Source organism: Streptomyces sp. NPDC004788 (assembly GCF_053601115.1).
The window spans coordinates 1-26138 of sequence record NZ_JBSGBF010000068.1 but is presented as its reverse complement, the minus strand read 5'-3'; the positions used below and the strand labels follow the sequence as shown (position 1 = coordinate 26138).

The window sequence follows — 26138 nt, the reverse complement described above, 5'->3', positions numbered from 1 at the left end:
TTGTCCAATCTCGAACAAAAATGGAAGGTGCGGCCATGGCGCTCGGCCAGCCCCGTCGCAGCGGGCTCTCCGACCAGGTGATCACCCAGCTGCGCAACCAGATCACCTCGGGCGAGTGGCCGGTGGGCACGCGCATCCCGACGGAGCCCGAGCTGGTCGAGCAGCTCGGGGTGGCCCGTAACACCGTCCGCGAGGCGGTCCGGGCGCTCGCCCACAACGGGCTGCTCGACATCCGGCAGGGCTCGGGCACGTACGTCGTCGCGACGAGCGAGCTGGCCGGGGTGATGCACCGCCGGTTCGCCGACTCCGATCCGCGGCACGTGGCCGAGCTGCGCGCCACCCTGGAGTCCTCGGCGGCCCGCCTCGCCGCCCGGCGGCGCACCGACCGGGACCTGAAACAGATCGACGCGCTGCTCGCCCGGCGCGAGGAGGCGTGGCGGTCGGGCGACGCGGAGGAGTTCGTGACGGCGGACGCGGCCTTCCACCACGCGGTGGTGGTCGCCTCGCACAACGACGTGCTGACCGAGCTCTACGCCGACCTCGGGCACGTGCTGCGCGCCTGGCTGCGCGAGGACGTGGGCCGGGAGCTGCGGCCGGAGAACCACATGGACCACGGGCGGCTGGTCGAGGCGATCCGCGAGGGAGACGCCGAGCGGGCGGCCGCGGAGGCGGCCGGCTACCCCTTCATGTGCCTGCGCACCCCGGAGCCTCAGGAGCCCTGAGCCGCCGGTTCGTGGGTGATCCAGGCCGAGCGGACCTCTTTCCAGCAGCGGCCGGTGACCTGGGCGTAGTCGGCGGGGTCGACGGCGACGGGGGCGCTGTCGGTGTCCACGTCCCACCAGCGGGCGCACTCCACGTGGAGGCGGACGCGGTCGGTGCGGGGGAAGGGGTTCTGGCAGTGGGCGGTGACGACGGAGCCCTGGACCAGGGTGCGGCAGGAGGCGCCGAAGTTCTCGGAGTCCTTCCGCGCGACGGCGGAGGTCCGCTCCGCGGGGGCCACGGGAGCGGGTGCGGCGCGTACCTCGGCCGCGACGGCGATGCCGGTGAGGAGGGCGGCGGCCGTGGCGAGTGCGGCGGCCCCGCGATGCAGCGCGCGCATGTCCGCACCTCCTCCCCACGCAGTAGCCGGAACGTCACGCTCTGGTCCAGTCTGCGGGGACTCGCCCGACTTTTCGACTCGGGAGACGGCGAGGGGCCGGGGGCCCGCCTTACCGGCGGGCACCCGGCCCCTCGTATCACCTGAGGTCAGGCGCCGATCGCGTGCAGACCGCCGTCCACGTGGACGATCTCGCCCGTCGTCTTCGGGAACCAGTCGGACAGCAGCGCGACGATGCCGCGGCCGGCCGGCTCCGGGTCGGTCAGGTCCCACTGGAGCGGGGAGCGGGTGTCCCAGACGCTCGCCAGCTCGGAGAAGCCCGGGATGGACTTCGCGGCCATGGAGCCGAGCGGACCGGCCGAGATGAGGTTGCAGCGGATGTTCTGCTTGCCCAGGTCACGCGCCATGTAGCGGTTCGTGGCCTCCAGCGCGGCCTTGGCCGGGCCCATCCAGTCGTACTGCGGCCACGCGAACTGCGCGTCGAAGGTGAGGCCGACGACGGAGCCGCCCTCGGTCATCAGCGGCAGCAGCGCCATCGTCAGGGACTTCAGGGAGAAGGCCGAGACGTGCATGGCGGTGGCCACCGACTCGAACGGCGTGTTCAGGAAGTTGCCGCCGAGCGCGTCCTGCGGCGCGAAGCCGATGGAGTGGACGACGCCGTCGAGGCGGTCGCCCAGGTGCTCGCGGACCTGGCCCTCCAGGCGGGCGAGGTGCTCGTCGTTGGAGACGTCGAGCTCCAGGACCTTGACCTTGTCCGGGTGGGGCAGCTTCTTGGCGATGCGCTCGGTCAGCGTCGGCCGGGGCCAGGCGGTGAGGATGATCTCCGCGCCCTGCTCCTGGGCCAGCTTCGCGGCGTGGAAGGCGATGGAGGACTCCATCAGCACACCCGTGATCAGGATGCGCTTGCCCTCGAGAATTCCGCTCATGTGATCAGTGACCCATGCCCAATCCGCCGTCAACCGGGATGACGGCTCCAGTGATGTACGACGCGTCGTCCGAGGCGAGGAAGCGCACGGTGGCGGCGATCTCCTCGGGCTGCGCGTAGCGGCCCAGCGGAACCTGGGACACGATGCCGGCGCGCTGCTCGTCCGTGAGGACGGCGGTCATGTCGGTGTCGACGAAACCGGGCGCGACGACGTTGAAGGTGATGTTGCGCGAGCCGAGCTCCCGGGCCAGCGAGCGCGCGAAACCGACCAGTCCGGCCTTCGAGGCGGCGTAGTTCGCCTGACCCGCCGAGCCGAGCAGACCGACGACGGAGGAGATCAGCACGACACGGCCCTTCTTGGCGCGCAGCATGCCGCGGTTGGCGCGCTTCACGACCCGGAAGGTGCCGGTGAGGTTGGTGTCGAGGACGGACGTGAAGTCGTCCTCGGACATGCGCATGAGGAGCTGGTCCTTCGTCACGCCGGCGTTGGCCACGAGGACCTCGACCGGACCGTGCTTCTCCTCGATCTCCTTGTACGCCTGCTCCACCTGCTCGGAGTCGGTGATGTCGCACTTGACGGCCAGGAACCCGGCCTTCTCGAGCTCCGCCGGGTCGCCCGAGCGGTACGTGATCGCGACCTTGTCGCCGGCCTCGGCGAACGCGCGGGCGATGGCGAGGCCGATGCCCCGGTTGCCTCCGGTGACGAGAACCGAGCGGCTCAACGGATCACCCTTTCGATAGCGGTCTGGTATGCCGAAAACCTATCGGTCCCTTCCGCGATACGGAGAATCGGGGCCTGACAGTGGCGTACGGACGGCACTGTCGGATCCCTACAGAAACCTCTGGGCATCCCGGCCGAAAGCGCGACATGATCGGGGGCGACCGGTCTCACACGACAGGAGACAGCTGTGCAATCTGGGACGCACTCCCTCGACGAAGCCTTCACCCAGCTTCCGTTGCGGGCGCTCGCCGACGCCGCCCTCGCGCGGGCGCGGGCGCTCGGCGCCGATCATGCCGACTTCCGCCTGGAGCGGGTGCGCAGTGCCACCTGGCGGCTGCGGGACGCCAAGCCGGCGGGCTCCTCGGACACCACGGACCTCGGCTACGCGGTGCGGGTGGTGCACGGCGGGGCCTGGGGGTTCGCGTCCGGGGTGGACCTGACCATGGACGGGGCCGCGCGGGTGGCCTCGCAGGCGGTGGCCATGGCGAAACTGTCGGCGAAGGTGATCGCCGCGGCGGGCTCGGACGAGCGCGTCGAGCTGGCCGACGAGCCGGTGCACGCCGACAAGGTGTGGGTGTCCTCGTACGAGATCGATCCGTTCACGGTCTCGGGCGAGGAGAAGAGCGGGCTGCTCGCCGACTGGAGCGCGCGGCTGCTGCGGGCGGACGGCGTGGCGCACGTCGACGCCTCGCTGATGACCGTCTTCGAGAACAAGTTCTACGCGGACACGGCCGGCACCGTCACCACCCAGCAGCGGGTCCGGCTGCACCCGCAGCTCACCGCGGTCGCGGTGGACGAGACGACCGGCGAGTTCGACTCGATGCGGACGCTCGCGCCGCCGGTCGGGCGGGGCTGGGAGTACCTGACCGGGACCGGCTGGGACTGGGACAAGGAGCTCGACGAGATCCCGGCGCTGCTCGCCGAGAAGATGCGGGCGCCGAGTGTCGAGGCCGGCCGCTACGACCTGGTGGTCGACCCGTCCAACCTGTGGCTGACCATCCACGAGTCGATCGGCCACGCCACCGAGCTCGACCGGGCGCTCGGCTACGAGGCGGCGTACGCGGGCACCTCCTTCGCCACCTTCGACCAGCTGGGCAAGCTGACGTACGGCTCCTCGATCATGAACGTGACGGGTGACCGGACCGCCGAGCACGGCCTCGCGACCATCGGGTACGACGACGAGGGCGTCGAGGGGCAGAGCTGGGACCTGGTGAAGGACGGCACGCTCGTCGGCTACCAGCTGGACCGCCGGATCGCGAAGCTGACCGGCCTCGGCCGCTCCAACGGCTGCGCCTACGCCGACTCCCCCGCCCATGTGCCGGTGCAGCGGATGGCGAACGTGTCGCTGCAGCCGGACCCGGGCGGGCTGTCCACGGAGGACCTGATCGGCGGCGTGGAGCGGGGCATCTACGTGGTCGGCGACCGGTCCTGGTCGATCGACATGCAGCGCTACAACTTCCAGTTCACCGGCCAGCGCTTCTTCCGCATCGAGAACGGCCGGCTCGCCGGCCAGCTGCGGGACGTCGCGTACCAGGCGACGACCACCGACTTCTGGGGCTCCATGGAGCAGGTCGGCGGCCCGCAGACGTACGTCCTCGGCGGCGCGTTCAACTGCGGCAAGGCCCAGCCGGGCCAGGTCGCCGCGGTGTCGCACGGCTGCCCGTCCGCCCTGTTCCGGGGTGTCAACATCCTTAACACCACGCAGGAGGCCGGTCGATGAGCCGCGTCAGCAAGCCGTACGAGATCGTCGAGCGGGCCCTGGAGCTGTCCCGCGCCGACGGGTGCGTCGTCATCGCCGACGAGCAGTCCTCCGCCAATCTGCGCTGGGCCGGCAACGCGCTGACCACCAACGGCGTCACCCGGGGCCGTACCCTCACCGTCATCGCCACCGTCGACGGCGCCCAGGGCACCGCCTCCGGGGTCGTGTCGCGCTCGGCGGTCACCGCCGAGGACCTGGAGCCGCTGGTGCGGGCCGCCGAGGAGGCGGCGCGGGCCGCGGGCCCGGCCGAGGACGCCCAGCCGCTGGTCGAGGGCGTGGCCGCGTCGCCCGACTTCACCGACGCCCCGGCCGAGACCTCCTCCGCCGTCTTCGACGCCTTCGCGCCGGCGCTCGGCGAGGCCTTCGCCCGGGCCCGGGCGGGCGGCCGCGAGCTGTACGGCTTCGCCAACCACGAGCTGACCTCCAGCTACCTCGGCACGTCGACCGGGCTGCGGCTGCGGCACGACCAGCCGAACGGCACCCTGGAGCTCAACGCCAAGTCGCCGGACCGCACCCGCTCCGCGTGGGCCGGGCGCTCCACGCGGGACTTCAAGGACGTCGACCCGGCGGCGCTCGACGCCGAGCTCGCCACCCGGCTCGGCTGGGCCGAGCGGAGGATCGAGCTGCCGGCCGGGCGGTACGAGACGCTGCTGCCGCCGACCGCCGTGGCCGACCTGATGATCTACCAGCTGTGGTCCTCGGCGGCCCGGGACGCGGCGGAGGGCCGCACGGTCTTCTCCAAGCCGGGCGGCGGCACCCGCGTCGGCGAGACCCTCTCCCCGCTGCCGCTGACCCTGCGCAGCGACCCGAACGAGCCGGGCCTGGAGTCCGCGCCCTTCGTGCTCGCGCACGCCTCCGGCGACGACTCCTCCGTCTTCGACAACGGCCTGCCGATCGCGCCGGTGGACTGGGTGCGGGACGGCAAGCTCGCCCACCTGATCACCACCCGGCACACCGCGGGACTCACTCACCTGCCCGTGGCGCCCGGGGCCGGGAACCTGGTCCTGGACGGCGGCGGCGAGAAGTCCCTGGAGGAGATGGTGGCCGCCACGGAGCGCGGTCTGCTGCTGACCTGCCTCTGGTACATCCGCGAGGTCGACCCGGCGACGCTGCTGCTCACCGGCCTCACCCGGGACGGCGTCTACCTGGTGGAGAACGGCGAGGTCGTCGGCGAGGTGAACAACTTCCGGTTCAACGAGTCGCCGGTCGACCTGCTGTCGCGGGCCACCGAGGCGGGCCGGACGGAGAAGACGCTGCCGCGCGAGTGGAGCGACTGGTTCACCCGGGCCGCGATGCCCGCCCTGCGGGTGCCGGACTTCAACATGAGCTCGGTCAGCAAGGGCGTCTGAGCCGTTCCGAGCCGTGAGACCGGGCCGGGAACGGCCCGGACCCGACCCGGACACCACCTAGACTGGCCGGGTTACATCCGTGACCATCACGATGACCACCCCGAGGAGACGGACGACGTGACCGACATCGTCGACGAGCTGAAGTGGCGCGGGCTCTTCGCCCAGTCCACCGACGAAGACGCCCTGCGCAAGGCGCTCGCGGACGGTCCCGTCACGTTCTATTGCGGCTTCGACCCGACCGCGGCCAGTCTCCACGTCGGCCACCTGGTCCAGGTGCTCACCGTCCGCCGGCTCCAGCAGGCCGGGCACCGGCCGCTGGCGCTGGTCGGCGGGGCCACCGGCCAGATCGGTGACCCGCGGCCGACGGCCGAGCGCACCCTGAACGACCCCGAGACGGTCGCGAACTGGGTGAACCGGCTGCGTTCGCAGATCGAGCCGTTCCTGTCCTTCGAGGGCGAGAACGCCGCGGTCATGGTGAACAACCTGGACTGGACCGCCGGCCTGTCGGCGATCGAGTTCCTGCGGGACATCGGCAAGCACTTCCGGGTCAACAAGATGCTGACCAAGGACTCCGTCGCCCGGCGCCTGGAGTCCGAGCAGGGCATCAGCTACACCGAGTTCAGCTACCAGCTGCTCCAGGGCATGGACTTCCTGGAGCTGTACCGGCGCTACGGCTGCACGCTGCAGCAGGGCGGCTCCGACCAGTGGGGCAACCTGGTGGCCGGCCTCGACCTGATCCACAAGCTGGAGCCGGGCGCCGAGGTCCACGCGCTCGCGACCCCGCTGATGGTGAAGGCCGACGGCACCAAGTTCGGCAAGACCGAGAGCGGCGCCGTCTGGCTGGACCCGGAGATGACCACGCCGTACGCGTTCTACCAGTTCTGGCTGAACGTGGACGACCGTGACATCTCCACGTACATGCGGATCCTCTCCTTCAAGTCCCGCGAGGAGCTGGAGGAGCTGGAGGCGCTCACCGCCGAGCGGCCGCAGGCCCGCGCGGCCCAGCGCGCGCTCGCCGAGGAGCTCACCACCCTGGTGCACGGCGCCGACCAGTGCCGGGCCGTGATCGACGCCTCCAAGGCGCTGTTCGGTCAGGGCGAGCTGGCCGAGCTGGACGGGGCGACGCTGGCGGCGGCGCTCTCCGAGCTGCCGCACGCGCGGGTCTCGGAGCTCGGCCTGGTCGTGGACCTGTTCGCCGAGGTCGGTCTGGTGCCGAGCAAGTCGGCGGCCCGCCGCACGGTGAAGGAGGGCGGCGCCTACGTCAACAACGCGAAGGTGACGGCCGAGGACGCCGAGGTGTCGGCGGACGATCTCCTCGACGGGCGCTGGCTGGTGCTGCGCCGGGGCAAGAAGAACCTGGCGGCGATCGAGTACGTGCCGCAGGGCTGAGCCCCGTACCGTACGCGCACAGGAGGAGGCCCGGGACCGACGTCCCGGGCCTCTTCCCGCGTTTTCCGGCGTCAGGCGCGCTGTTTGTCGCCCTTGACCGAGACCCACAGCATGTCCCCGAGACCCACCACGGCGACCGCGCCGATGAGCTGCAGCAGATGGCGGGTCCAGTCGATGCCTTTGGTGTCGTTGACTCCGATCCAGGTCGCGACGGCGTTGCCGAGCACGCTGCCCAGCATGCCGAAGATGATCGTCAGCCAGATCGGGATCTGCTGTTTGCCCGGCAGGATCGCCTTCGCGATCAGGCCCAGGACCAGGCCCACAATGATCGCCCACAACCAGCCCATCGTCGCCTCCTCGGGCGCCCTCGCGTGCGCATGTGTGCCCAGTCTCGGCCGGTCGGCCGTACGGCGCACGTCGGGCGAGGCCATACGTGCCCCGGTCTCCTCGGCGCGGCACGGCGGGCGTACCGTGGAAACAGGTCCGGACCGGGGAGGGTCCGGCATGGCCCTTGGGCGGTGGATTGTGATGCGGAAGCATGGCGGAACCGAGGTCTTCCGGATCACCGGTGCCCGGCAGGGCCTCGCCGAGGACGTCCGCGGCCGGCAGCGCCGGTACGTGGTGTCGATGTCGATCCGGACGGTGTCCGTGATCCTCGCCGCCACCCTGTGGAACGTGGAACGGCCTGTGGCGATCGTGGCCCTGGTGCTCGGCGCGGTGCTCCCCTACATCGCCGTGGTGATCGCCAACGCCGGCCGGGAGAGCACGCCGTCGCTGCCCTCGACCTTCGTCGCCGGGCCGGTGCGGGAGGCGCTCGCCCCCGGCAGGGACGCCCGGGACGGCCAGGGTCCTCACGGTCAGTGACGCGCGGTGAGCGCACAGCTCAAGAAAAGCTCAGATCAATCATGAAGTTCCGGTGCACTGCACCCCATGCGCCGTGACATACTGCCTACGCGCTCCGCATCCCCCGTCGGAGCGACGGACCGATGCCGGGCAGCTCCCCCCGTGGCTGCTCGGCATCGCCCTTGCTGGACAATGATCAGGTGATCCTGGGTCCAGTGAGTGAAGACAAGCCGATCTGTTCCGCGAAGGGGTGCCGGGCCGACGCCGTCTGGGTCCTCGCCTGGAACAACCCCAAGCTGCACACGCCGGAGCGGCGCAAGACGTGGCTCGCGTGCGAGGAGCACCGCGAGCACCTCTCCCAGTTCCTCGGGGTACGGGGCTTCCTGAAGGACGTCGTCCCGCTCGCCGAGTGGGACTCAGCCGCCGATCGCTGACATCGGGCGCTCGGGCTGCGCGAAGTCCGGGTCGTCCAGGCCGGAGCCGGCCTTCTTGCCCCACATCGCCTTGCGCCAGATCTCCGCGACCACCGCGTCCGGCGCGTCCGAGCGCAGCGCGCCGCGCAGGTCCGTCTCCTCGGTGGCGAACAGACAGGTCCGCACCTGGCCGTCGGCGGTGAGCCGGGTGCGGTCGCAGGCCCGGCAGAAGGGGCGGGTCACGGAGGCGATGACGCCGACCGTGTGCGGACCGCCGTCGACGACCCAGCGCTCGGCGGGGGCGGAGCCGCGCTCGTCGGCGCCCTCGGGGGTGAGGGTGAAGCGGGTGCGCAGCGACTCCAGGATGTCGCCGGCGGTGATCATGCCGTCGCGCTTCCAGCCGTGCTGGGCGTCCAGCGGCATCTGCTCGATGAACCGGAGCTCGTACGCGTGCTCCATGGCCCAGGCCAGGAGCTCGGGGGCCTCGTCCCCGTTGAGCCCGGGCATCAGCACCGCGTTGACCTTGACCGGGGTGAGGCCCGCGTCGCGGGCCGCGGCCATGCCGTCGAGGACGTCGTGGTGGCGGTCGCGGCGGGTGAGGGTCTTGAAGACCTCGGGCCGCAGGGTGTCGAGCGAGACGTTGACCCGGTCGAGGCCGGCGGCCTTGAGGGCGGTCGCGGTGCGCTTCAGCCCGATGCCGTTGGTGGTCAGGGAGAGCTTGGGGCGGGGCTCCAGGGCGGCGCAGCGCTCGACGATGCCGACGAGGCCGGGGCGGAGCAGCGGCTCGCCGCCGGTGAAGCGGACCTCGGTGACGCCGAGGTCGGTGACGGCGATCCGGACGAGGCGGACGATCTCGTCGTCGGTGAGCAGGTCGGGCTTGGCCAGCCACTGCAGGCCCTCTTCGGGCATGCAGTAGGTGCAGCGCAGGTTGCACCGGTCGGTCAGGGAGACGCGCAGGTCGGTGGCGACGCGTCCGTACGTGTCGATGAGCACTGGGCCCCTCCCCTTCTTCCGGTCCGGGCACTTCCGGTTCGGGTTCTTCCGGTTCGCTTGATCCCGAGCCTACGTGACCGCTCGGACATCGGGCAGGGGCTGTTTGCCATAAGGACAGGACCGGCCGCGTCGTAGAACCCTACGACGCGGCCGGTGGTGCGCAGCGGAACGTGTACGGCTCAGTGCGCTCCGGTACCGGTGAGGGACTTGACCTCGAGTTCCGCGTACTTGCCGCGGTCCGGTTTCTCCTTGGACAGCACGGTGCCGAGCCAGCCGAGCAGGAAGCCGAGCGGGATGGAGATCAGGCCGGGGTTCTCCAGCGGGAACCAGTGGAAGTCGACGCCCTTGAACATCGACGTCTTCGGGTTGCCGGAGACGACCGGCGAGAAGAGCACCAGGATCACGGAGCTCGCCAGGCCGCCGTAGATCGACCACAGGGCGCCGGTGGTCGTGAAGCGCTTCCAGAAGAGGCTGTAGAGGATCGTCGGGAGGTTCGCGGAGGCGGCGACCGCGAAGGCGAGCGCGACCAGTCCGGCCACGTTCATGTCGCGGGCGAAGGCGCCCAGCACGATCGCGACGGCGCCGATGAGCACGGTGGCCCAGCGGGCGGCCCGCATCTCCTCCTGCTCCGTCGCCTTCCCCTTGCGGATGACGTTGGCGTAGATGTCGTGCGCGAAGGAGGACGACGAGGCGAGGGTCAGGCCGGCGACGACGGCGAGGATGGTGGCGAAGGCCACCGCCGAGATGACGGCGAGCAGGACCGCGCCGCCGGTGGTGCCCACTCCGCCGCCGAGGTACTCGGCGAGCTGCGGGGCGGCCGTGTTGCCCGCGGGGTTCTGGGCCTTGATCGCGGCCGGGCCGACCAGGGCGGCGGCGCCGAAGCCGAGCGCGATCGTCATCAGGTAGAAGGCGCCGATGATGCCGATCGCCCAGTTCACCGACTTCCGGGCGGCCTTGGCGGTCGGCACCGTGTAGAAGCGGATCAGGATGTGCGGCAGGCCCGCCGTGCCGAGCACCAGCGCGATGCCGAGCGAGATGAAGTCCAGCTTGGAGGTGCCGCTGGCACCGTACTTGAGGCCGGGCTCCAGGAACGCCGTGCCCTTGCCGCTCTGCTGCGCCGCGGTGCCGAGCAGGTCGGAGATGTTGAAGTGGAACTTCAGCAGCACCAGGAAGGTCATGAGCAGCGCGCCCGCGATGAGGAGCACCGCCTTGACCATCTGGACCCAGGTGGTGCCCTTCATGCCGCCGATGGTCACGTACACGATCATCAGCACGCCGACCAGGGCCACGATGAGGATCTTGCCCGCGTCGCTGGTGATGCCGAGCAGCAGTGAGACGAGGACGCCGGCGCCGGCCATCTGGGCGAGCAGGTAGAAGATCGACACGACGATCGTGGAGGTGCCGGCGGCGGTCCGGACGGGACGCTGCCGCATGCGGTACGCGAGGACGTCTCCCATCGTGTAGCGGCCGGAGTTGCGCAGCGGCTCGGCGACCAGGAGCAGCGCGACCAGCCAGGCGACGAGGAAGCCGATCGAGTACAGGAAGCCGTCGTAGCCGAAGAGGGCGATGGCGCCCGCGATGCCGAGGAAGGAGGCGGCGGACATGTAGTCGCCGGAGACCGCGAGGCCGTTCTGGAAGGCGGTGAACTGCCGTCCGCCGGCGTAGAAGTCGGAGGCGCTCCTGGTCTGCCGGCCGGCCCACACGGTGATGCCGAGGGTCGCGGCGACGAACACCGCGAACAGGGTGATGATCAGGGGCCGGTGCTCGGTGGAGGCGGCGGCGAGCACGGCGTGCGCAGCGGGTGCCGGGTGGCTCATGCGTCGGCCTCCGTACGAGTCTCCGGGTGGGCTTCCAGGCGGGACTTGATGGCCTCGGCCTTCGGGTCGAGCCGGGCGGCGGCGTGCCGCGAGTAGAGCCAGGCGATGAGGAACGTGGTGGCGAACTGGCCGAGGCCGAGGACCAGGGCGACGTTGACGTTGCCGAAGAGCTTGGTGCCCATGAAGCCGCCCGCGTAGTTGGAGAGCAGCACGTAGAGCAGGTACCAGGCGATGAAGGCGATCGTGAGGGGGAAGGCGAAGGAGCGGTAGGTGCTGCGGAGTTCGCCGAACTCCTGGCTCTCCTGGACCTCGACGAACTGTTCCGTGGTGGGCTGGGCGGGACCGCTGTCGGTCCCGCTTCCGTTACTCGGCGGCGGCGGTGCTTCGGTAGCCACGGACTCTCCTCGTGACGCGGGGGCGGACGGCTTGGTCAAGGGGGCCTCACCAGGGGTGCGGAGACAAGGGTTCCGATCGGGACCCCTCCCCTGCACAACGGCACGGGACGCGGCGCGAAGTGGTTCAGGCGAGTGGATTTCTTTCGTCGGATCTTCATGAAGTCTTCTCAACTCATTGATGGCCGGGGAAGATCGGCGATAACTTCGCTCGTCATGCACCTGCCCGCGCGCAATCGGCGTCCGGGCAGTACATACGGATGATGTGGAGAACCCATGGCTCATCTGGGATCGCGGCGCGGCCGAGTACTCGCTCTGCCGGTCGGTCTCGCGCTCACGGCCTCGCTCGGCTTCCTGCCCTCGGGCGCCGCCTCCGCCGCGGAGCTGAGCGACGTGCCGACGGCCGCCGTGGCCACGGACGGCCCGATGCTGTCGTACGTCGTCAACGTCGACAACGCCCCCTGGTCGGCCGATGCGGTGCGCAAGGCCATCGCCGCCGCCGGCGGTGAGGTGGTCGTCTCCTACGACCAGATAGGCGTCATAGTCGTCCACTCGCAGAACCCCGAGTTCGCGAAGACCATCCGCCAGGTGCGTGGTGTGGTGTCGGCGGGCGCGACCCGTACGGCCCCGTTGAAGGCCGCGGCCGACGACTCCCTCGACGAGGCCGACCAGGCGCTGACCCCGGCCGAGATCAAGGCCGCCGAGGCGGCCGCCACGGACGGCCAGGACCCGTTCGAGCCGCTGCAGTGGGACATGCCGGCCATGAAGGCGGACAAGGCCCACGAGATCACCCTCGGCAGCCGGAACGTGACCGTCGGCATCATCGACACCGGTGTGGACGACACCCACCCGGACCTGGCGCCGAACTTCGACGCCGCCGCCTCCGCCAACTGTGTGAGCGGCAAGGCCGACACGACTCCCGGCTCGTGGCGTCCCCGGAAGGGCGAGAGCGACCACGGCACGCACGTGGCGGGCACCATCGGCGCCGCCAAGAACGGCATCGGCATCACCGGTGTCGCGCCGGGCGTGAAGCTCGCCGGCATCAAGGTGGCGACCCCGGACGGCTTCTTCTACACCGAGGCCGTGGTCTGCGGCTTCGTGTGGGCGGCCGAGCACGGCATCGACGTCACCAACAACAGCTACTACACCGACCCGTGGATGTTCGCCTGCAAGAACGACGAGGACCAGAAGGCCCTCATCGAGGCGGTCACCCGCGCGACCCGCTACGCGGAGCGCAGGGGCACGGTCAGCGTGGCGGCGGCCGGCAACTCGAAGTTCGACCTGGCGGCCGACGCGATCACCGACACCACCAGCCCGAACGACACCACCGCGGCCACCCGGACCATCGACCCGAAGGAGTGCTTCGACTACCCGTCGATGCTGCCGGGCGTGGTGACGGTCTCCGCGACCGGCGCCAAGGGCCTGAAGGCGTCCTACTCCAACTACGGTTACGACGTCATCGACGTGGCGGCGCCGGGCGGCGACAAGACCGAGTGGCAGACCCCGGACGCCCCGGCGGTCAACGGCCGCATCCTGTCGACCACGGTCGACGGCGGCTACAACTACAAGGCCGGCACCTCGATGGCCTCGCCGCACGTGGCGGGCGTCCTCGCGCTGCTGAAGTCGACGCACCCGAACGCCAGCCCGGCGGCCCTGAAGGCGCTGCTGTACGCGCAGGCGGACGAGCACGCGTGCACCGACCCGTACGACATCAACGGCGACGGCACCGTCGACGCGGTGTGCAAGACCGGCGCCGACAAGAAGAACGGCTTCTACGGGGCCGGCATCGCGGACGCGCTCGCCGCGGTCCGCAAGTGATCTCGTAGCTCTTCCTCGAACCGCCCGTGGCACTCAGTGCCACGGGCGGTTCTACTGTGTCCTCATGGACAACACAGTGCACACGGGTACGGAGTTGTTGTGGTCGGCCCTGGGCGGCGATCCCGCCCTGCTCGACCGGGTGGCGTACGGCGGCCCCGCGGGGCTGCTCGGGGCCCGGCTGCCGGTGATGGACCTGGCCCGGGCGGCGGTCGCGGTGGCGGGGCTCGCGGCGGTGGAGCACGCGGGGGCCGCGGGACGGGTGCGGGTCGACGACGGGGCGGTGGCCACGGCCTTCGTCAGCGAGCGGCATCTGCGGGTGGACGGGCGGGCGCCGGTGAACTTCGCGCCGCTGTCCCGGTTCTGGCGGGCGGCCGACGGCTGGGTGCGTACGCATGCGAACTACCCGCACCACAAGGCGGCGTTGCTGGCGGCGTTGGATCCGGGATCCGACTCGGTGGAGGATGTGGCCGCCGCGATCGGCGAACGGAAGGCCGTCGAGGTCGAGACCGCGGTGTACGGGGCCGGCGGCCTCGCGGTCGCGCTGCGCACGCCTGAGGAGTGGGCCGCGCACGAGCAGGGCCGGGAGGTGGCCGCGCGCCCGCTGCTGACCCGGGAGCGCCTCGACGAGGCGGCGCCGCGGCGAGGTACGGCCGGCCGGGGTGCGGGCGGCGGGCGTGCGGGCGGGTCCGAGGGGCGCCCGCTGCGGGTGCTCGACCTGACCCGGGTGATCGCGGGCCCGGTGGCGACCCGGACGCTCGCGCTGCTCGGCGCGGACGTGCTGCGGATCGACCCGCCGGGCAACCCCGAACTGCCGGACCAGCACGCCGACACGGGCGTCGGCAAACGGACGGCGGCCCTGGACCTGGACCGGCCGTCCGACCGGCGCACCTTCGACGAGCTCCTCGACGCGGCCGACGTGCTGGTGACCGGCTACCGGCCCGGCGCCCTCGACCGCTTCGACCTGCACCGGCCGGGCCTGGTGGTGGCCCGGCTCTCCGCCTGGGGCGACTACGGGCCCTGGGGCGGGCGGCGCGGCTTCGACAGCCTGGTGCAGGTGGCTACGGGCATCGCCGCCGTGGAGGGCTCGCCGGACCGGCCGGGCGCGCTCCCGGCGCAGGCCCTGGACCACGGGACCGGCTATCTGCTGGCCGCCGCCGTGCTGCGCTCGCTGACCGAGCAGCGCGAGCAGGGCGGCACCCGGCTCGTACGGCTCGCGCTCGCGCAGACCGGCCACTGGCTGACGCACGTCCTGCCCGGCTACGACCCCGAGGACCACCTCACGGAGACGGACGGCCCGCTCGGGCGGCTGCGGCACGCGCTGTCACCCGTCTCGTACGAGGGCGGCCCGACGGGCTGGTCGCGCCCGCCGGGCGTCGCGGGGGCCGACGCCCCCGTGTGGCTCGGGGCCTGAACCACGGCCTGGACTACGGCTTGACGAGGACCTTCAGGGCGGTGCGCTCGTCCATCGCCTTGTAGCCCGCGGGGACGCCGTCGAGGCCCACGGTCAGGTCGAAGACCGGGGACGGGTCGACGGTGCCGTCGAGGACGTCCGGGAGCAGCTCGGGAATGTAGGCGCGGACGGGGGCGACGCCGCCGCGCAGGGCGATGTTCCGGTCGAACATGACGGAGAGGTCGAGGCCGGTGCCGGAGCCGTGCGGGACGCCGACGTAGCCGATGGCGCCGCCGTCGCGGGTGATGTTCACGGCGGTGCGCATGGACTGCTCGGTGCCGACGGCCTCGATGACGGCGTGGGCGCCCTGGCCGCCGGTGAGCTCGCGCACGGCGGCCTCGGCGGCCTCGCCGCGCTCGGCGACGACGTCGGTGGCGCCGAAGGCGCGGGCGATGTCGGTGCGGGCGGTGTGCCGGCCGAGCGCGATGATCCGCTCGGCGCCGAGCCGCTTGGCGGCGAGCACACCGCACAGGCCGACCGCGCCGTCGCCGACGACGGCGACGGTGGCGCCCTTGCGCACGCCGGCGCCGAGGGCCGCGTGGTGGCCGGTGCCCAGCACGTCGGAGAGCGCCAGGAGCGCGGTGAGCAGGTGGTCGTCGGAGGCGGCGTCGGCGGGCAGCTTGACGAGGGTGCCGTCGGCGTGCGGGACGCGGACGGCCTCGCCCTGGCCGCCGTCGGAGCCGACCGAGCCCCAGAAGCCGCCGTTGGGGCAGGAGGTCTGGAGGCCCTCGGCGCAGTAGTCGCAGCTGCCGTCGGACCAGACGAACGGGGCGACGACGAGGTCGCCCTTGGCGAAGCCGCGGACCTCGGCGCCCGCCTCCTCGACGATCCCGAGGAACTCGTGGCCGATCCGCTGGCCGGGCTGCCGGGCGGACTCGCCGCGGTAGGCCCACAGGTCGCTGCCGCAGATGCAGGCGCGGACCACGCGGACGACGACGTCGGTCGGGCTCTGGATGACGGGGTCGGGCACCTCCTCCACGCGCATGTCGAAGGGGGCGTGGATGGTGGTGGCGCGCATGACGGACGTTCCTTGCCTCAGGTGCTGCTGGTGCTGCTGGTGCTGCTTTCCAGTGTTGTACGACGTTCACCGTACATCGCGCGCGGGGTTCCGTACGTGAGGAGGCGCTCCCCAGGGGTGTCTAGACGCCCGCCGCGCCGAGCAGTGACCCCGCCGCGTACGTCACCGCCATCGCCAGCGCGCCGCCGCCGACGTTGCGCGCGACGGCCCGGCCGGCCGGGGCGTCGCCGAGGCGGGCGGACCACCAGCCGGTGAGGGTGAGGGCGGCGAGGACGGAGACGACCGTGACCCAGAGGCGGTGGGCGGACGGCGGCAGGACGATCGCGAGGAGCGGGAGCAGGGCGCCGGCGGTGAAGGCGAGGAAGCTGGCGCCGGCCGCGTGCCAGGGGTTGGTGAGGTCGTCCGGGTCGATGCCGAGCTCCACGCGCGCGTGCGCGCGCAGGGCGTCGCGTTCGGTGAGCTGGACGGCGGCCTCGCGGGCCACGTCGGGGGTCAGGCCGCGGCGGGCGAGCAGGTCGGTGAGTTCGGCGAGTTCGGCCTCGGGCTGTTCGCGCAGTTCGCGGCGTTCCTTGGCGAGGGCGGCCTTCTCGGAGTCGCGCTGGGTGGAGACGGAGACGTACTCCCCCGCCGCCATCGACATCGAGCCGGCGAGGAGGCCCGCGAGCCCCGCCGTGAGCAGGGCGTCGCGGGACTCGGTGGCGCCGGCCACGCCGACGACGAGGCCCGCGGTGGAGACGACTCCGTCGTTGGCTCCGAGCACGGCGGCCCGGAGCCAGTTGAGCCGGGAGCCGAGGCCGGCGGCGTGGGCCTCGTCGTGTACGGGAGCTTCGGTCACCCCTGGAGGGTCGCACCCGGCCGGTCACCAGACGCGTACCGACCCGCCCTTCGCGAAGGCCGGGCTGGTGGCGCCGGCCGGGACCTCGGTGAGCGGTGCGGCGATCTCCTCGACGGTCGGGCCATGGACGGCGGCGAGGGTGTCGAGGTACGCGAGGTCGAAGCCGTAGACGCGGGCCGCGTTGCCGCCGACCATCGCGGCGACCTCCTCCCGGGGCAGGCCGGCGTAGGCGATCCGCAGGCCCTCGCGGGAGTAGGGGGTGGTGCCCTCGTCGTGCGGGTAGTCGGTGCCCCACATGATCTTGTCGAGGCCGATCTGTTCGCGCAGCGGCACCTCGTGCGGGCGCATGAAGCTCGCGCCGACGAAGCAGTTGTCGCGCCAGACCTCGCTCGGACCCTTGCTCTCGCCCATGGACTCGGCGAGGCCGGTGCCGAACTTGGACTCCGCGGTCGAGGCCGTGGCCCCGGCCGCGACGAGCCGGTCGTGGTAGTAGTCCAGCATCCGCAGGACACCGGGGATCCAGCCCGAGCCCTGCTCGGTGAGCACCAGTCTGAGCCCCGGGTGGCGCCGGAACGCGCCGCCGAAGATCAGGTGCCACAGCGCCCGGTGCGAGAACCAGGTGGTCTCCACCATGAACACCGCCCGGGCGGCCGGTTCGTCGCCGAGCGGCGGCGAGGCGGAGCCGCCGTGATGGTTGACCGGCACGCCGAGCTCGGCGCAGACCGCCCAGATCGGGTCGTAGACCGCGGAGTACAGCTCCGGGACCGGCGAGCCGGGCGGGACGCCGGGCAGCAGGATGCCGCCGGTGAGCCCGGCCTCGCGGGTGCGGCGGATCTCGGCGACGGCCGCGTCGACGTCGTTGAGCAGGATCTGCGCCACGCCCGCCCGCCGGCCCGGCGCGTCCGCGCAGAAGTCGGCGAGCCAGCGGTTGTGCGCCTGGAGCCCGGCCCAGCGGCGCTCGTACTCGGCCCGGGTGGGCGGCTGGGCCATCAGCGACGCCTTGGGGAAGAACGGCGGGATGGTGTTGGGGAAGACGACCTCGGCGACGACGCCGTCCGCCTCCAGCTCGCTCAGCCGGCGCTTCGAGTTCCAGTTGCGGTCGGCGGTGTCGGCGAGCAGGTCCTCGTACGGGTTGACGTAGGTGGCCGCCCAGGCGTCGAAGTCGTCGTGGTGCCTCTTCTCCAGGTACGGCTTGTAGTCGAGGAGGTCGGCGCCGGCGTGGCAGTCGGCGGAGATGACGGTGTAGCGGTCGGTCACGGGTTCACGGTCGGTCATGGGTTCACGGTCGGTCACGGGTTCACCCCCAGTGCCGGGAAGTCGTGGTCGGTGAGCCAGTGCCGGCCGACCTCGCGGGAGCGGGCCCAGGAGGCCTCGACGGCGGCCTGGTCGGCGCTCTGGCCGAGGTCGGCGGGGGTGGGGCCGATGCGCTTGGATATCGGATCCAGTTTCTGGACATCGAATCCGAAGACCTCCGCCGCGGCGAGCCCGAGCATCCGCCGCGTCTCCGCCACCGGGATGTCGTGGAAGGTGTTCCGCAGCCACGCCCGGGTGTTCGGCCAGGTGCCCTCCGGGTGCGGGAAGTCGGAGCCCCACAGGATGTTGTCGACGCCGATCTCGTAGCGCTGCGCCAGCTCCCGCCGCTTGGTGTTGGTCGCGCAGATGAACACCTGCCGGTCCAGGTACTCGCTCGGCGGCCGCTTCAGCTCCGCGAACGGGGACAGCTTCTTGCCGCCGTGCGCGCCCAGATAGAGCCGGTCCATGAACCACAGCAGGTTCGGCAGCCACCAGCAGCCGGACTCGGCGATCCCGAAGCGCAGCCCCGGGTGCCGCTCGAACACCCCGGACCAGAGCAGGAACCACAGCGGCCGGGACGGCCACCACGTCACCTCGGAGACGTAGATCCCGAGGTGGTCGCCGTACTCCTGGCGCGGCGCCGCGCCCGAGTGGGTGACCACCGGCATCCCGGTCTCGGCGGCGGCCGCCCACACCGGGTCGTAACGCCGGTCGTGGTAGGGCGGCTTGTCCACCCACATGGACGGGATCATCAGCGCGCCGAGCCCGGACTCCCTGGCCCGGTGGATCTCGGCGACCACCTCGGCCGGCTCGGCGGTGACGGGCAGCAGCGCCACCCCGCAGTGCCGGGCCGGGTTCTGCGACACGAAGTCGGCGAGCCAGCGGTTGTGCGCCCGCGCGCCCGCCATGCCGAGCTCCGGGTCCTGGTCGCCGGAGAGCCCGAGACCGACGCCGAAGGGCGCGGCGGTCTGGCTGTCGACGGCGTCCGCGTCCGGGAAGACGACCTCGGCGGCCACCCCGTCGCCGTCGAGCTCCTTCATCCGCTGCGCCGCGTCCCAGCCGCCGCGCAGTCCCTCCTCGTGGTCGCTGAACCACTTGTTCGCGAAGTCCTCGTTGCGCACCCCGAGCCGGGTCATGGCCTCGCGGCGGGCGTCGCGCCCGGCGAGGAAGTCGTCGAAGGCGCGGTGGAAGCGGGAGTCGAGATAGGGCCGGTACCGCTCGGTCGGCAGCCCGGCGTGACAGTCGGACGAGATGATCAGATACGGGTCCTCATGGCGCTCGTTGGTCATGGCGAAGCCCCTCAGTCGAGGATGAAGCTCTCCAGGTACGACGGGTTGGCGCGGTCGAGCATCGACTGCGAACGCGCCCTGATCTGCCGGTCGCTGTGCTCGCTCGCCGGGAGCATCCAGAACCGGTCGGCCCTGATCCCGTCGACGACGTGTCCGGCGACCTCCTCCACCGGCGTGAAGGCGACCTCGTGCCCGGCCTCCTTCATCGCGGCCTCCCACTGGTCGAGGCTGCGGTACGGGGTCCTGCGCGGCCGCTGCTTGGCGTACCGCTCGGGCCGGTTGCGGTGCGACTCCCACAGTCCGGTGCGCAGCATGTGCGGCCCGGGGAAGAGCACGGAGGCGCCGACCCGCGCCCGCTCCGCCCTCAGGTGGGCGTAGAGCGACTCGGTCATGGTGACGACGGCGGACTTGGTGACGGCGTAGACGGAGGCGGTGGGCAGCGGGGCGATGCCGCCGTCGCCGGAGGAGGTGTTGACGACGTGGCCGGGCTCGCCGCCCGCGAGCATCCGCGGCACGAAGGCCTGGATGCCGTGGAAGACGCCCCACACGTTGACCGCGAAGGCCCACTTCCAGTCGTTCGGCTCGTGCTCCCACATGCGGCCCTCGGCCCCGGAGCCCACGCCCGCGTTGTTGCACAGCACATGGACGGCGCCGAAGGTCTCGTACGCGGCGTCGGCGAAGGCCCGCACGGAGCCGGGGTCGCTGACGTCCACGGTACGGGCGAGGATCTGCGCCCCGCCCGCCATCAGCTCCTCGGCGGCCTTGGCCAGCGGCGCCTCCTCGACGTCGCCGAGGACGACCGCGAGGCCCTCGGCGGCGAAGCGGCGGGCCATGGCAAGTCCGATGCCACTGGCGGCGCCGGTGACGACGGCGACCTGTCCCTCGCGCAGTTCCATCAGACGCGCCCCTTTACGGAGCCCTGCGGCACGGAGCCCTCGGGCGGCGCGTCGAGCGCCTGCTGCGGGTCGTCGTACCGCTGGTGGAGGTACGGCAACAGGGCCTCGGCGGCGACCCGTTCGACGACCCGGCCCCGCTGGTCGGTGGTCTTCTCGCCGATGGTGATCTCGACGAGCCGGCGCACCGGCAGGTCGGCGACGGGGTCGAACATGGACTCGCGCAGGACGACGTCGCCGGTGACCCGCTCCAGCTTCCGCACCTTCTCGTTGCGCAGGCAGTGGACGAGGACGGGGTCGCCGTCGAAGCCCGAGCCGTCGACCGCCGGCAGGAACTTGAAGTAGAAGTCGGTCTTCTCGGTCGGCTCGGGCAGCGGCAGCGCGCCGGAGACCGCGCCGCGCACCTCGACGAAGGCGATGCCGTGCCGGGCCAGGGAGGCGTGGACGACCAGGCCGTCGCGTTCGACGACGACCTCGCCGAGCTTCTTCGGCTCGCCGAAGACCTCGCGGCCGCCGGTCAGGGCGCGCTCGTGGGTCATCGGCATGACCAGCGGATACCAGCCCTCGGTGGCGCCGTGGGCGGCGGCGACGGCGACAGAGCCGGCGCCCAGCGGATAGCCGGGCAGGTCGACCTTGCTGATGTTCGCGCGGACCAGCGGGCGCGCGGTGGGCTTCAGCGGCGGCGGCAGGACGGCCGCCACCACGTCCGGGTCGGTCTCCCAGACGGCGACGACCCCGGTCGACCAGATGTCGGGGAGCCCGGCGCTCTTCTCGCGCGTCGCGGCGAGCTCCGCCGCGCTGCGCGCCCCGTACCGTACTCGTGCCATGACGTACCACCCTTCGGGAATGCGGGAAGGTATCGGCCCTGTAACACAGTTACACCGGCCACCCCGACGGGTAAAGAGGCGTGACACACACGGGAGTTGGGGGAGCTGATCGGATGGCACGCAGTGCGTTGACCCGCGACGAGGTCCTGGACACGGCCGCCGCCCTGGTCAGGGAGCACGGCCCCGAGGCCCTCACCATGCGCCGCCTCGCCGCCGAACTCGGCACCGCCGTCACCTCGATCTACTGGCACGTCGGCAACCGCGAGTCGCTCCTCGACGCCCTCGTCGAACGGACCGTCGCCGACCTCGGCACCCTCCGCCCGCGCGGCGCCGGCCCGGCCGAGCGGATCGTCTCGGTCGCCCTGCTGCTGCGCCGCGCCCTGCGCGAGCGCCCGCACCTGGTCGCCCTGGTCCACGAACGCGGCCTCACGGAACGCATGTTCCTGCCCGCCCAGCGCGCCCTCGTCCACGAGGCCCACGCCGCCGGCCTGCGCGGCCGCCGCGCCGCCGAACTCGTCCGCGCGGTCCAGTTCCAGGTCGTCGGCCACGTCCTCGTCGAACGCAACCGCGAGCGCGCGCCCGCCCAGTCCCCCGCCGAGACCGAGCTGTGGGCGGACGACGCGGCCGTCACCGGCACCGCGGAGGCGGACCCGGGCCTCGCCCGCGCGCTCGCCGCGCCGATCGACACGGAGGCGCTGTTCGGGACGGCGGTACGGGCGCTGGTGGCCGGGCTGCTGGCGCCGCCGACCGGATGAGCCCCTCCTCGTCCCGGCCTCCGGTGACGGGTTCCGGACACAAAAGGGACACCGGGGGCCGGGCTGTCAGTGCGGGCCCGTATTCTCAGTGACCATGCTCGACGACCGTACGACAGCAGCGACGTGGCCGGCCGCCTACCCACAGGGGTACGCGGTCGTCGACGTGGAGACCACCGGCCTCGCCCGCGACGACCGGATAGTGTCGGCTGCCGTCTACCGGCTGGACGCGCAGGGGAACGTGGAGGACCACTGGTACACCCTGGTCAACCCCGAGCGTGATCCGGGGCCGGTGTGGATCCACGGGCTGACCAGCGACGTGCTGGCCGGTGCGCCGCTCTTCCCGGAGATCGCCGAGGAGTTCTCGGCCCGGCTCGACGGCCGGGTGCTCGTCGCGCACAACGCCATGTTCGACTGGCAGATGATCGCCCGTGAGTACGCGCGCGCCGAGGCGACCGCGCCGGTGCGGCAGCGGCTGTGCACGATCGCCCTGTCCAAGGAGCTGTCGCTGCCGCTGCCCAACCACAAGCTGGAGTCGCTGGCCGCGCACTTCGGCGTGGTGCAGCAGCGCGCGCACAACGCGCTCGACGACGCCCGGGTGCTCGCCGAGGCGTTCCGGCCGAGCCTGCACGCGGCCGCCGAGCGGGGCGTACGGCTGCCGCTGCTCGAATGCCGTCCACTGACCGAGTGGGCGTCGGCGCCCGCGCAGCCGCGGATCGGCTACCAGGCGTCGTACCGCACGAACGGCTGGCGCCCCTCGCGGAAGCGGCCCGCGTGCCCGTACCCGAACCCGGGACGGTACGAGTCGGACAAACCACTCAAGCAGGGCATGCGGGTGGCGTTCTCCGGCGACACCTCCATCGACCGCGAGCTCCTGGAGGACCGCACGGTCGAGGCGGGACTGCACGTGGCGTCGAGTGTGTCGAGGCTCACCAGCCTGCTCGTGACCAACGACCCGGACGCGGCCACCTCCAAGACGGTCAAGGCCAAGTCCTTCGGCACGCCGATCGTCGACGAGGCCGCCTACACCCAGCTGCTGCGGGACGTCGCCCCGGCCGACGCGTGACGCCCGCGGGTGACACCCGCCCGTGGCACCCGCCCGTGACGCCGCCCGTGACGCCTGCGGACGAGTGACGGACCGGCGGAAACCGGGCGTGCCGCCCGGTCTTCCGCCGCACGTGGCGCCACCCTGTGGCGCATGGCACGTTGTGAGGTCTGCGGAAACGATTACGGCATGTCCTTCGAGGTGCACGCGCAGGGCGCGGTGCACGTCTTCGACTGCTTCTCCTGCGCCATCCACCGCATGGCGCCCATCTGCGAGCACTGCCGGGTCCAGATCATCGGACAGGGCGTCGAGGTGGAGGGCCACTGGTACTGCGGGGGCCACTGCGCCCGCGCCGAGGGGAAGGTGGGCATCGTCGACAAGGTGGGATGAGCGCCGGCACCGGTCCGCAGGATCCGAGGAAACGGGTCCGAGCCGTCCGACGAAACGATCCTCTGTTCCGGTCGCCCGCGACCGGAACCCCCGCTGCGGTCACCCCGTGGCCCGAGTTGTACGGTCATGGGGTGTACCGCTTCCTGTTGTCCCGGCAGTGGGTGATCCTCACCCTCATCGCCCTCGTGCTCATCCCGGTGATGATCAAGCTGGGCTTCTGGCAGTTCCACCGGCACGAGAGCCGGGTCGCCCAGAACACCCTGATCGCGGACAACCTCAAGGCGCAGCCCGTCCCGGTCGAGCGCCTGACCTCCCCCGGGCACACCGTCCCGCGCGGCGACTTCTGGCGCCAGGTCACCGCCACCGGCACCTTCGACACCGCGCACGAGGTCGTGGTGCGCCGCCGCACCTCCTCCGACGACCGCGTCGGCGTGCACGTCCTGACCCCGCTCGTCCTGCGGGACGGCAAGGTCGTCATGGTCAACCGCGGCTGGATCCCGGCCGCCGACGACCAGCGGTCCTTCCCCAAGGTGCCGCCGGCACCCAAGGGCGAGATCACCGTCACCGGACGCCTGATGGCCGACGAGACCAGCGGCGCCAGCGGCATCAAGGACCTCAAGGGCCTGCCGGACCGCCAGGTCATGCTGATCAACAGCGCGCAGCAGGCCGCGCTGCTCGGCCGCACGGTCCTCGGCGGCTACATCGAGCAGGCCGCGCCCGAGCCGCCCGGCGGCTCCCCCGAGCTGATCCCCGGGCCCGACCACGACTCGATCGGGCCGCACATGGCCTATGCCGTGCAGTGGTGGCTGTTCGCCGCCGGCGTGCCCGTGGGCTGGGTGATCCTGGCGCGGCGCGAGCGGCGCGACCGGGAGGCCGCGGCCGGGGAGGCCGACGCCACGGCGGGGACACCGGAACCGGCCGCCGCGAGCGCCTGACCCGCGGGGCTCCCGTCTCCTCCTGATTGACCGTCGCCGCTTCCGGGAACAGCCCAAAGCGTGACGCAACGTATCGACGACTACGCCCTCATCGGCGATCTCCAGACCGCCGCGCTCGTCGGCCGCGACGGGTCGATCGACTGGCTGTGTCTGCCCCGCTTCGACTCCGCCGCCTGCTTCGCCGCCCTCCTCGGCGACGAGAACAACGGCCACTGGCGGCTCGCGCCCAAGGGCGCCACGTCCTGCACCAGCCGCCGCTACGCCGAGGACAGCCTGGTCCTGGAGACCACCTGGAAGACCCGTACCGGCGAGGTCAAGGTCGTCGACTTCATGCCGCAGCGCGACAGGGCACCCGACGTCGTCCGCATCGTCGAGGGCGTCAGCGGCAAGGTGGAGATGAGCGCGGCGCTGCGGCTGCGCTTCGACTACGGCTCGATCGTGCCGTGGGTGCGCCGCGCCGACGGCCACCGGGTGGCGGTCGCCGGGCCCGACTCCGTATGGCTGCGCAGCGATCCGCCGGTGAAGACGTGGGGGCAGCAGTTCGCGACCTGCTCCAGCTTCACCGTCGCCGCCGGCGAGAAGGTCGCGTTCGTGCTCACCTGGCACCCCTCCCACGAGCCGCGCCCGGAGCTCGTCGACCCCTTCGAGTCCCTGGAGCAGTCGCTCGCCGACTGGCGCGAGTGGGCCGCCCGCTGCACCTACGAGGGGCCCTACCGGGACGCCGTCGTCCGCTCGCTCATCACCCTCAAGGCGCTGACCTACGCCCCCACCGGCGGCATCGTCGCCGCGCCCACCACCTCCCTGCCCGAGGATCTCGGCGGCGTGCGCAACTGGGACTACCGGGCCTGCTGGCTGCGCGACTCCGCCTTCACCCTCGACGCGCTGCTCGCCACCGGATACGTCGACGAGGCGGCGGCCTGGCGCGACTGGCTGCTGCGCGCGGTGGCCGGCGACCCGGCCGACCTGCAGATCATGTACGGGCCGGCCGGCGAGCGCAGGCTGCCCGAGACGGTGCTGCCCTGGCTGCGCGGCTACGCCGACTCGGCGCCGGTGCGGACCGGGAACGCGGCCGTGGACCAGCTCCAGATCGACGTCTACGGCGAGGTGATGGACTCCCTCTTCCGGGCGCGGGAGGCCGGCATCCCGCCGCGGCGGCACGCGTGGAACCTCCAGCTGAGCCTGCTCGGCTTCCTGGAGTCGACCTGGCGCGAACCCGACGAGGGACTGTGGGAGGTGCGCGGACCGCGCCGTCACTTCGTGCACTCCAAGGTGATGGCCTGGGTGGCGGCCGACCGCGCGGTGCGCACCCTGGAGGCCGACCCGTCGCTGCCGGGCGACGCCGCGCGCTGGCGGACCATGCGGGACGAGATCCACGCGGAGGTGTGCGCGAAGGGCTACGACCCGGAGCGCAACACCTTCACCCAGGCGTACGGCTCGCGCGAGCTGGACGCGGCGACCCTGCTGATCCCCCGGGTGGGCTTCCTGCCGCCGGAGGACCCGCGGGTGGTGGGCACGGTCGACGCGGTGCGGGCGGAGCTGGTGCAGGGCGGTCTGGTGCGCCGCTACTCGACGCCGGGCGCGGAAGCGGGGTCCGGGACGCCGGTGGACGGTCTGCCGGGCGAGGAGGGCACGTTCCTGGTGTGCTCGTTCTGGCTGGCGGACGCGCTGCGGCTCACCGGGCGGGTGAAGGAGGCGCGCGAGCTGTTCGAGCGGCTCGTCGGGCTGTGCAGCGACGTGGGGCTGCTGGCGGAGGAGTACGACCCGGTGGCGGGCCGGCAACTGGGCAACTTCCCCCAGGCGTTCAGCCACATCGGTCTGGTGGGCGCGGCGCTGGCGCTGGCCGCGGAGAGCGCCTCGTAAAGGCGTCGGGGCCCTGCCCGCGGGCGACGCGGGCCG

The 26138-nt window shown here is 72.2% G+C and carries 26 protein-coding genes; 13 read left to right on the top strand and 13 right to left on the bottom strand.

Features of this window, described 5'->3' with window-relative positions; genetic code table 11:
* Nucleotides 1-35: 35 nt before the first annotated feature.
* Nucleotides 36-722, top strand: a complete 687-nt coding sequence (locus ACWEJX_RS26150) for a FadR/GntR family transcriptional regulator (RefSeq protein ID WP_451609846.1) — start codon at nt 36-38, stop codon at nt 720-722.
* Here ACWEJX_RS26150 and ACWEJX_RS26145 read toward each other — a convergent pair.
* The 3 genes from ACWEJX_RS26145 to fabG all read right to left on the bottom strand — a co-directional run bounded on the left by ACWEJX_RS26145 (nt 710) and on the right by fabG (nt 2743).
* Nucleotides 710-1099, bottom strand: coding sequence for a hypothetical protein (locus ACWEJX_RS26145; RefSeq protein WP_451609845.1), 390 nt, complete (start codon nt 1097-1099; stop codon nt 710-712). The two genes, ACWEJX_RS26150 and ACWEJX_RS26145, sit on opposite strands and share 13 nt — an antisense overlap.
* 146 nt (nt 1100-1245) lie before the next feature.
* The gene (gene fabI / locus ACWEJX_RS26140; protein ID WP_451609844.1) at nt 1246-2022 is read right to left on the bottom strand and encodes an enoyl-ACP reductase FabI; all 777 of its coding nucleotides are present in this window, start codon (nt 2020-2022) and stop codon (nt 1246-1248) included.
* A gap of 4 nt (nt 2023-2026) precedes the next feature.
* Entirely contained in the window at nt 2027-2743 is a 717-nt protein-coding gene (gene fabG, locus ACWEJX_RS26135; RefSeq protein WP_403797604.1) for a 3-oxoacyl-[acyl-carrier-protein] reductase, read from the bottom strand.
* A 186-nt stretch (nt 2744-2929) separates the two neighbouring features.
* Between fabG and ACWEJX_RS26130 the strand changes: the two genes are divergently transcribed.
* From ACWEJX_RS26130 to tyrS, 3 genes are all read left to right on the top strand, one after another.
* Nucleotides 2930-4462: a TldD/PmbA family protein gene (locus ACWEJX_RS26130; protein WP_451609843.1), complete on the top strand. Its 1533-nt coding sequence runs from the start codon at nt 2930-2932 to the stop codon at nt 4460-4462.
* Nucleotides 4459-5850 carry a metallopeptidase TldD-related protein gene (locus ACWEJX_RS26125; protein WP_451609842.1) on the top strand — a complete coding sequence of 464 codons (1392 nt, stop codon included), beginning with the start codon at nt 4459-4461 and terminating at the stop codon, nt 5848-5850. Before ACWEJX_RS26130 ends, ACWEJX_RS26125 begins: the two co-directional genes overlap by 4 nt.
* 117 nt (nt 5851-5967) lie before the next feature.
* Nucleotides 5968-7239, top strand: a complete 1272-nt coding sequence (tyrS, locus tag ACWEJX_RS26120; RefSeq protein WP_451609841.1) for a tyrosine--tRNA ligase — start codon at nt 5968-5970, stop codon at nt 7237-7239.
* Between the two features lie 71 nt (nt 7240-7310).
* On the opposite strand, the gene ACWEJX_RS26115 is transcribed toward tyrS, so the two are convergent.
* A complete protein-coding gene (locus ACWEJX_RS26115; protein ID WP_451609864.1) occupies nt 7311-7586 on the bottom strand; it encodes a GlsB/YeaQ/YmgE family stress response membrane protein in 276 nt (91 codons plus the stop codon).
* Nucleotides 7587-7767: 181 nt separating this feature from the next.
* On the opposite strand from ACWEJX_RS26115, the gene ACWEJX_RS26110 reads away from it, so the two are divergent.
* Nucleotides 7768-8103 carry a DUF3099 domain-containing protein gene (locus tag ACWEJX_RS26110; protein ID WP_451609840.1) on the top strand — a complete coding sequence of 112 codons (336 nt, stop codon included), beginning with the start codon at nt 7768-7770 and terminating at the stop codon, nt 8101-8103.
* A 194-nt stretch (nt 8104-8297) separates the two neighbouring features.
* On the top strand, nt 8298-8516 hold the full coding sequence (locus ACWEJX_RS26105; protein ID WP_451609839.1) for a hypothetical protein: 219 nt from the start codon (nt 8298-8300) through the stop codon (nt 8514-8516).
* Here the strand turns inward: ACWEJX_RS26105 and moaA are convergent.
* The 3 genes from moaA to ACWEJX_RS26090 form a co-directional block, all read right to left on the bottom strand.
* Nucleotides 8499-9488, bottom strand: a complete 990-nt coding sequence (gene moaA, locus ACWEJX_RS26100) for a GTP 3',8-cyclase MoaA (RefSeq protein WP_451609838.1) — start codon at nt 9486-9488, stop codon at nt 8499-8501. The two genes, ACWEJX_RS26105 and moaA, sit on opposite strands and share 18 nt — an antisense overlap.
* Before the next feature lie 179 nt (nt 9489-9667).
* Nucleotides 9668-11305: a solute symporter family protein gene (locus tag ACWEJX_RS26095; RefSeq protein WP_451609837.1), complete on the bottom strand. Its 1638-nt coding sequence runs from the start codon at nt 11303-11305 to the stop codon at nt 9668-9670.
* A complete protein-coding gene (locus ACWEJX_RS26090) occupies nt 11302-11700 on the bottom strand; it encodes a DUF485 domain-containing protein (protein ID WP_451609836.1) in 399 nt (132 codons plus the stop codon). Before ACWEJX_RS26090 ends, ACWEJX_RS26095 begins: the two co-directional genes overlap by 4 nt.
* Before the next feature lie 273 nt (nt 11701-11973).
* Between ACWEJX_RS26090 and ACWEJX_RS26085 the strand changes: the two genes are divergently transcribed.
* Complete coding sequence (locus ACWEJX_RS26085) at nt 11974-13515, top strand: S8 family peptidase (RefSeq protein ID WP_451609835.1); 1542 nt, start codon at nt 11974-11976, stop codon at nt 13513-13515.
* A gap of 64 nt (nt 13516-13579) precedes the next feature.
* Entirely contained in the window at nt 13580-14926 is a 1347-nt protein-coding gene (locus tag ACWEJX_RS26080) for a CoA transferase (protein ID WP_451609834.1), read from the top strand.
* Between the two features lie 13 nt (nt 14927-14939).
* On the opposite strand, the gene ACWEJX_RS26075 is transcribed toward ACWEJX_RS26080, so the two are convergent.
* The 6 genes from ACWEJX_RS26075 to ACWEJX_RS26050 form a co-directional block, all read right to left on the bottom strand.
* A complete protein-coding gene (locus ACWEJX_RS26075) occupies nt 14940-15983 on the bottom strand; it encodes a zinc-dependent alcohol dehydrogenase family protein (protein WP_451609833.1) in 1044 nt (347 codons plus the stop codon).
* A gap of 121 nt (nt 15984-16104) precedes the next feature.
* Nucleotides 16105-16818, bottom strand: coding sequence for a VIT1/CCC1 transporter family protein (locus ACWEJX_RS26070; RefSeq protein ID WP_451609832.1), 714 nt, complete (start codon nt 16816-16818; stop codon nt 16105-16107).
* A 24-nt stretch (nt 16819-16842) separates the two neighbouring features.
* Nucleotides 16843-18093 (bottom strand): amidohydrolase family protein, encoded by a 1251-nt coding sequence (locus ACWEJX_RS26065; protein ID WP_451609831.1) that lies wholly within the window; start codon nt 18091-18093, stop codon nt 16843-16845.
* Nucleotides 18094-18107: 14 nt separating this feature from the next.
* Complete coding sequence (locus tag ACWEJX_RS26060) at nt 18108-19400, bottom strand: amidohydrolase family protein (RefSeq protein WP_451609830.1); 1293 nt, start codon at nt 19398-19400, stop codon at nt 18108-18110.
* Nucleotides 19401-19411: 11 nt separating this feature from the next.
* Nucleotides 19412-20296 carry an SDR family NAD(P)-dependent oxidoreductase gene (locus ACWEJX_RS26055; protein ID WP_451609829.1) on the bottom strand — a complete coding sequence of 295 codons (885 nt, stop codon included), beginning with the start codon at nt 20294-20296 and terminating at the stop codon, nt 19412-19414.
* Nucleotides 20296-21120, bottom strand: coding sequence for an acetoacetate decarboxylase family protein (locus ACWEJX_RS26050; RefSeq protein ID WP_451609828.1), 825 nt, complete (start codon nt 21118-21120; stop codon nt 20296-20298). Before ACWEJX_RS26050 ends, ACWEJX_RS26055 begins: the two co-directional genes overlap by 1 nt.
* A gap of 113 nt (nt 21121-21233) precedes the next feature.
* On the opposite strand from ACWEJX_RS26050, the gene ACWEJX_RS26045 reads away from it, so the two are divergent.
* The 5 genes from ACWEJX_RS26045 (at nt 21234) to ACWEJX_RS26025 (ending at nt 26102) form a co-directional block, all read left to right on the top strand.
* Nucleotides 21234-21875 (top strand): TetR/AcrR family transcriptional regulator, encoded by a 642-nt coding sequence (locus ACWEJX_RS26045; protein ID WP_451609827.1) that lies wholly within the window; start codon nt 21234-21236, stop codon nt 21873-21875.
* An 88-nt stretch (nt 21876-21963) separates the two neighbouring features.
* Nucleotides 21964-22938: a DEDDh family exonuclease gene (locus ACWEJX_RS26040; RefSeq protein ID WP_451609826.1), complete on the top strand. Its 975-nt coding sequence runs from the start codon at nt 21964-21966 to the stop codon at nt 22936-22938.
* Nucleotides 22939-23070: 132 nt separating this feature from the next.
* Nucleotides 23071-23307, top strand: coding sequence for a hypothetical protein (locus ACWEJX_RS26035; RefSeq protein WP_403797656.1), 237 nt, complete (start codon nt 23071-23073; stop codon nt 23305-23307).
* Between the two features lie 131 nt (nt 23308-23438).
* Nucleotides 23439-24242, top strand: a complete 804-nt coding sequence (locus tag ACWEJX_RS26030) for an SURF1 family cytochrome oxidase biogenesis protein (protein ID WP_451609825.1) — start codon at nt 23439-23441, stop codon at nt 24240-24242.
* 60 nt (nt 24243-24302) lie between these two features.
* Nucleotides 24303-26102, top strand: a complete 1800-nt coding sequence (locus ACWEJX_RS26025; RefSeq protein ID WP_451609824.1) for a glycoside hydrolase family 15 protein — start codon at nt 24303-24305, stop codon at nt 26100-26102.
* The last annotated feature ends 36 nt before the right edge of the window (nt 26103-26138 follow it).

What these genes read in the sequence shown, in the direction of transcription:
- ACWEJX_RS26055 (WP_451609829.1), bottom strand. Translation starts at nt 20,296, where the DNA reads ATGGAACTGCGCGAGGGACAGGTCGCCGTCGTCACCGGCGCCGCCAGT.
- ACWEJX_RS26115 (WP_451609864.1), bottom strand. Translation starts at nt 7,586, where the DNA reads ATGGGCTGGTTGTGGGCGATCATTGTGGGCCTGGTCCTGGGCCTGATC.
- ACWEJX_RS26110 (WP_451609840.1), top strand. Translation starts at nt 7,768, where the DNA reads ATGCGGAAGCATGGCGGAACCGAGGTCTTCCGGATCACCGGTGCCCGG.
- ACWEJX_RS26060 (WP_451609830.1), bottom strand. Translation starts at nt 19,400, where the DNA reads ATGACCAACGAGCGCCATGAGGACCCGTATCTGATCATCTCGTCCGAC.
- ACWEJX_RS26035 (WP_403797656.1), top strand. Translation starts at nt 23,071, where the DNA reads ATGGCACGTTGTGAGGTCTGCGGAAACGATTACGGCATGTCCTTCGAG.
- ACWEJX_RS26085 (WP_451609835.1), top strand. Translation starts at nt 11,974, where the DNA reads ATGGCTCATCTGGGATCGCGGCGCGGCCGAGTACTCGCTCTGCCGGTC.
- ACWEJX_RS26095 (WP_451609837.1), bottom strand. Translation starts at nt 11,305, where the DNA reads ATGAGCCACCCGGCACCCGCTGCGCACGCCGTGCTCGCCGCCGCCTCC.
- ACWEJX_RS26125 (WP_451609842.1), top strand. Translation starts at nt 4,459, where the DNA reads ATGAGCCGCGTCAGCAAGCCGTACGAGATCGTCGAGCGGGCCCTGGAG.
- ACWEJX_RS26050 (WP_451609828.1), bottom strand. Translation starts at nt 21,120, where the DNA reads ATGGCACGAGTACGGTACGGGGCGCGCAGCGCGGCGGAGCTCGCCGCG.
- ACWEJX_RS26145 (WP_451609845.1), bottom strand. Translation starts at nt 1,099, where the DNA reads ATGCGCGCGCTGCATCGCGGGGCCGCCGCACTCGCCACGGCCGCCGCC.
- ACWEJX_RS26065 (WP_451609831.1), bottom strand. Translation starts at nt 18,093, where the DNA reads ATGACCGACCGTGAACCCGTGACCGACCGCTACACCGTCATCTCCGCC.
- ACWEJX_RS26080 (WP_451609834.1), top strand. Translation starts at nt 13,580, where the DNA reads ATGGACAACACAGTGCACACGGGTACGGAGTTGTTGTGGTCGGCCCTG.
- ACWEJX_RS26150 (WP_451609846.1), top strand. Translation starts at nt 36, where the DNA reads ATGGCGCTCGGCCAGCCCCGTCGCAGCGGGCTCTCCGACCAGGTGATC.
- ACWEJX_RS26075 (WP_451609833.1), bottom strand. Translation starts at nt 15,983, where the DNA reads ATGCGCGCCACCACCATCCACGCCCCCTTCGACATGCGCGTGGAGGAG.
- ACWEJX_RS26045 (WP_451609827.1), top strand. Translation starts at nt 21,234, where the DNA reads ATGGCACGCAGTGCGTTGACCCGCGACGAGGTCCTGGACACGGCCGCC.
- fabI (WP_451609844.1), bottom strand. Translation starts at nt 2,022, where the DNA reads ATGAGCGGAATTCTCGAGGGCAAGCGCATCCTGATCACGGGTGTGCTG.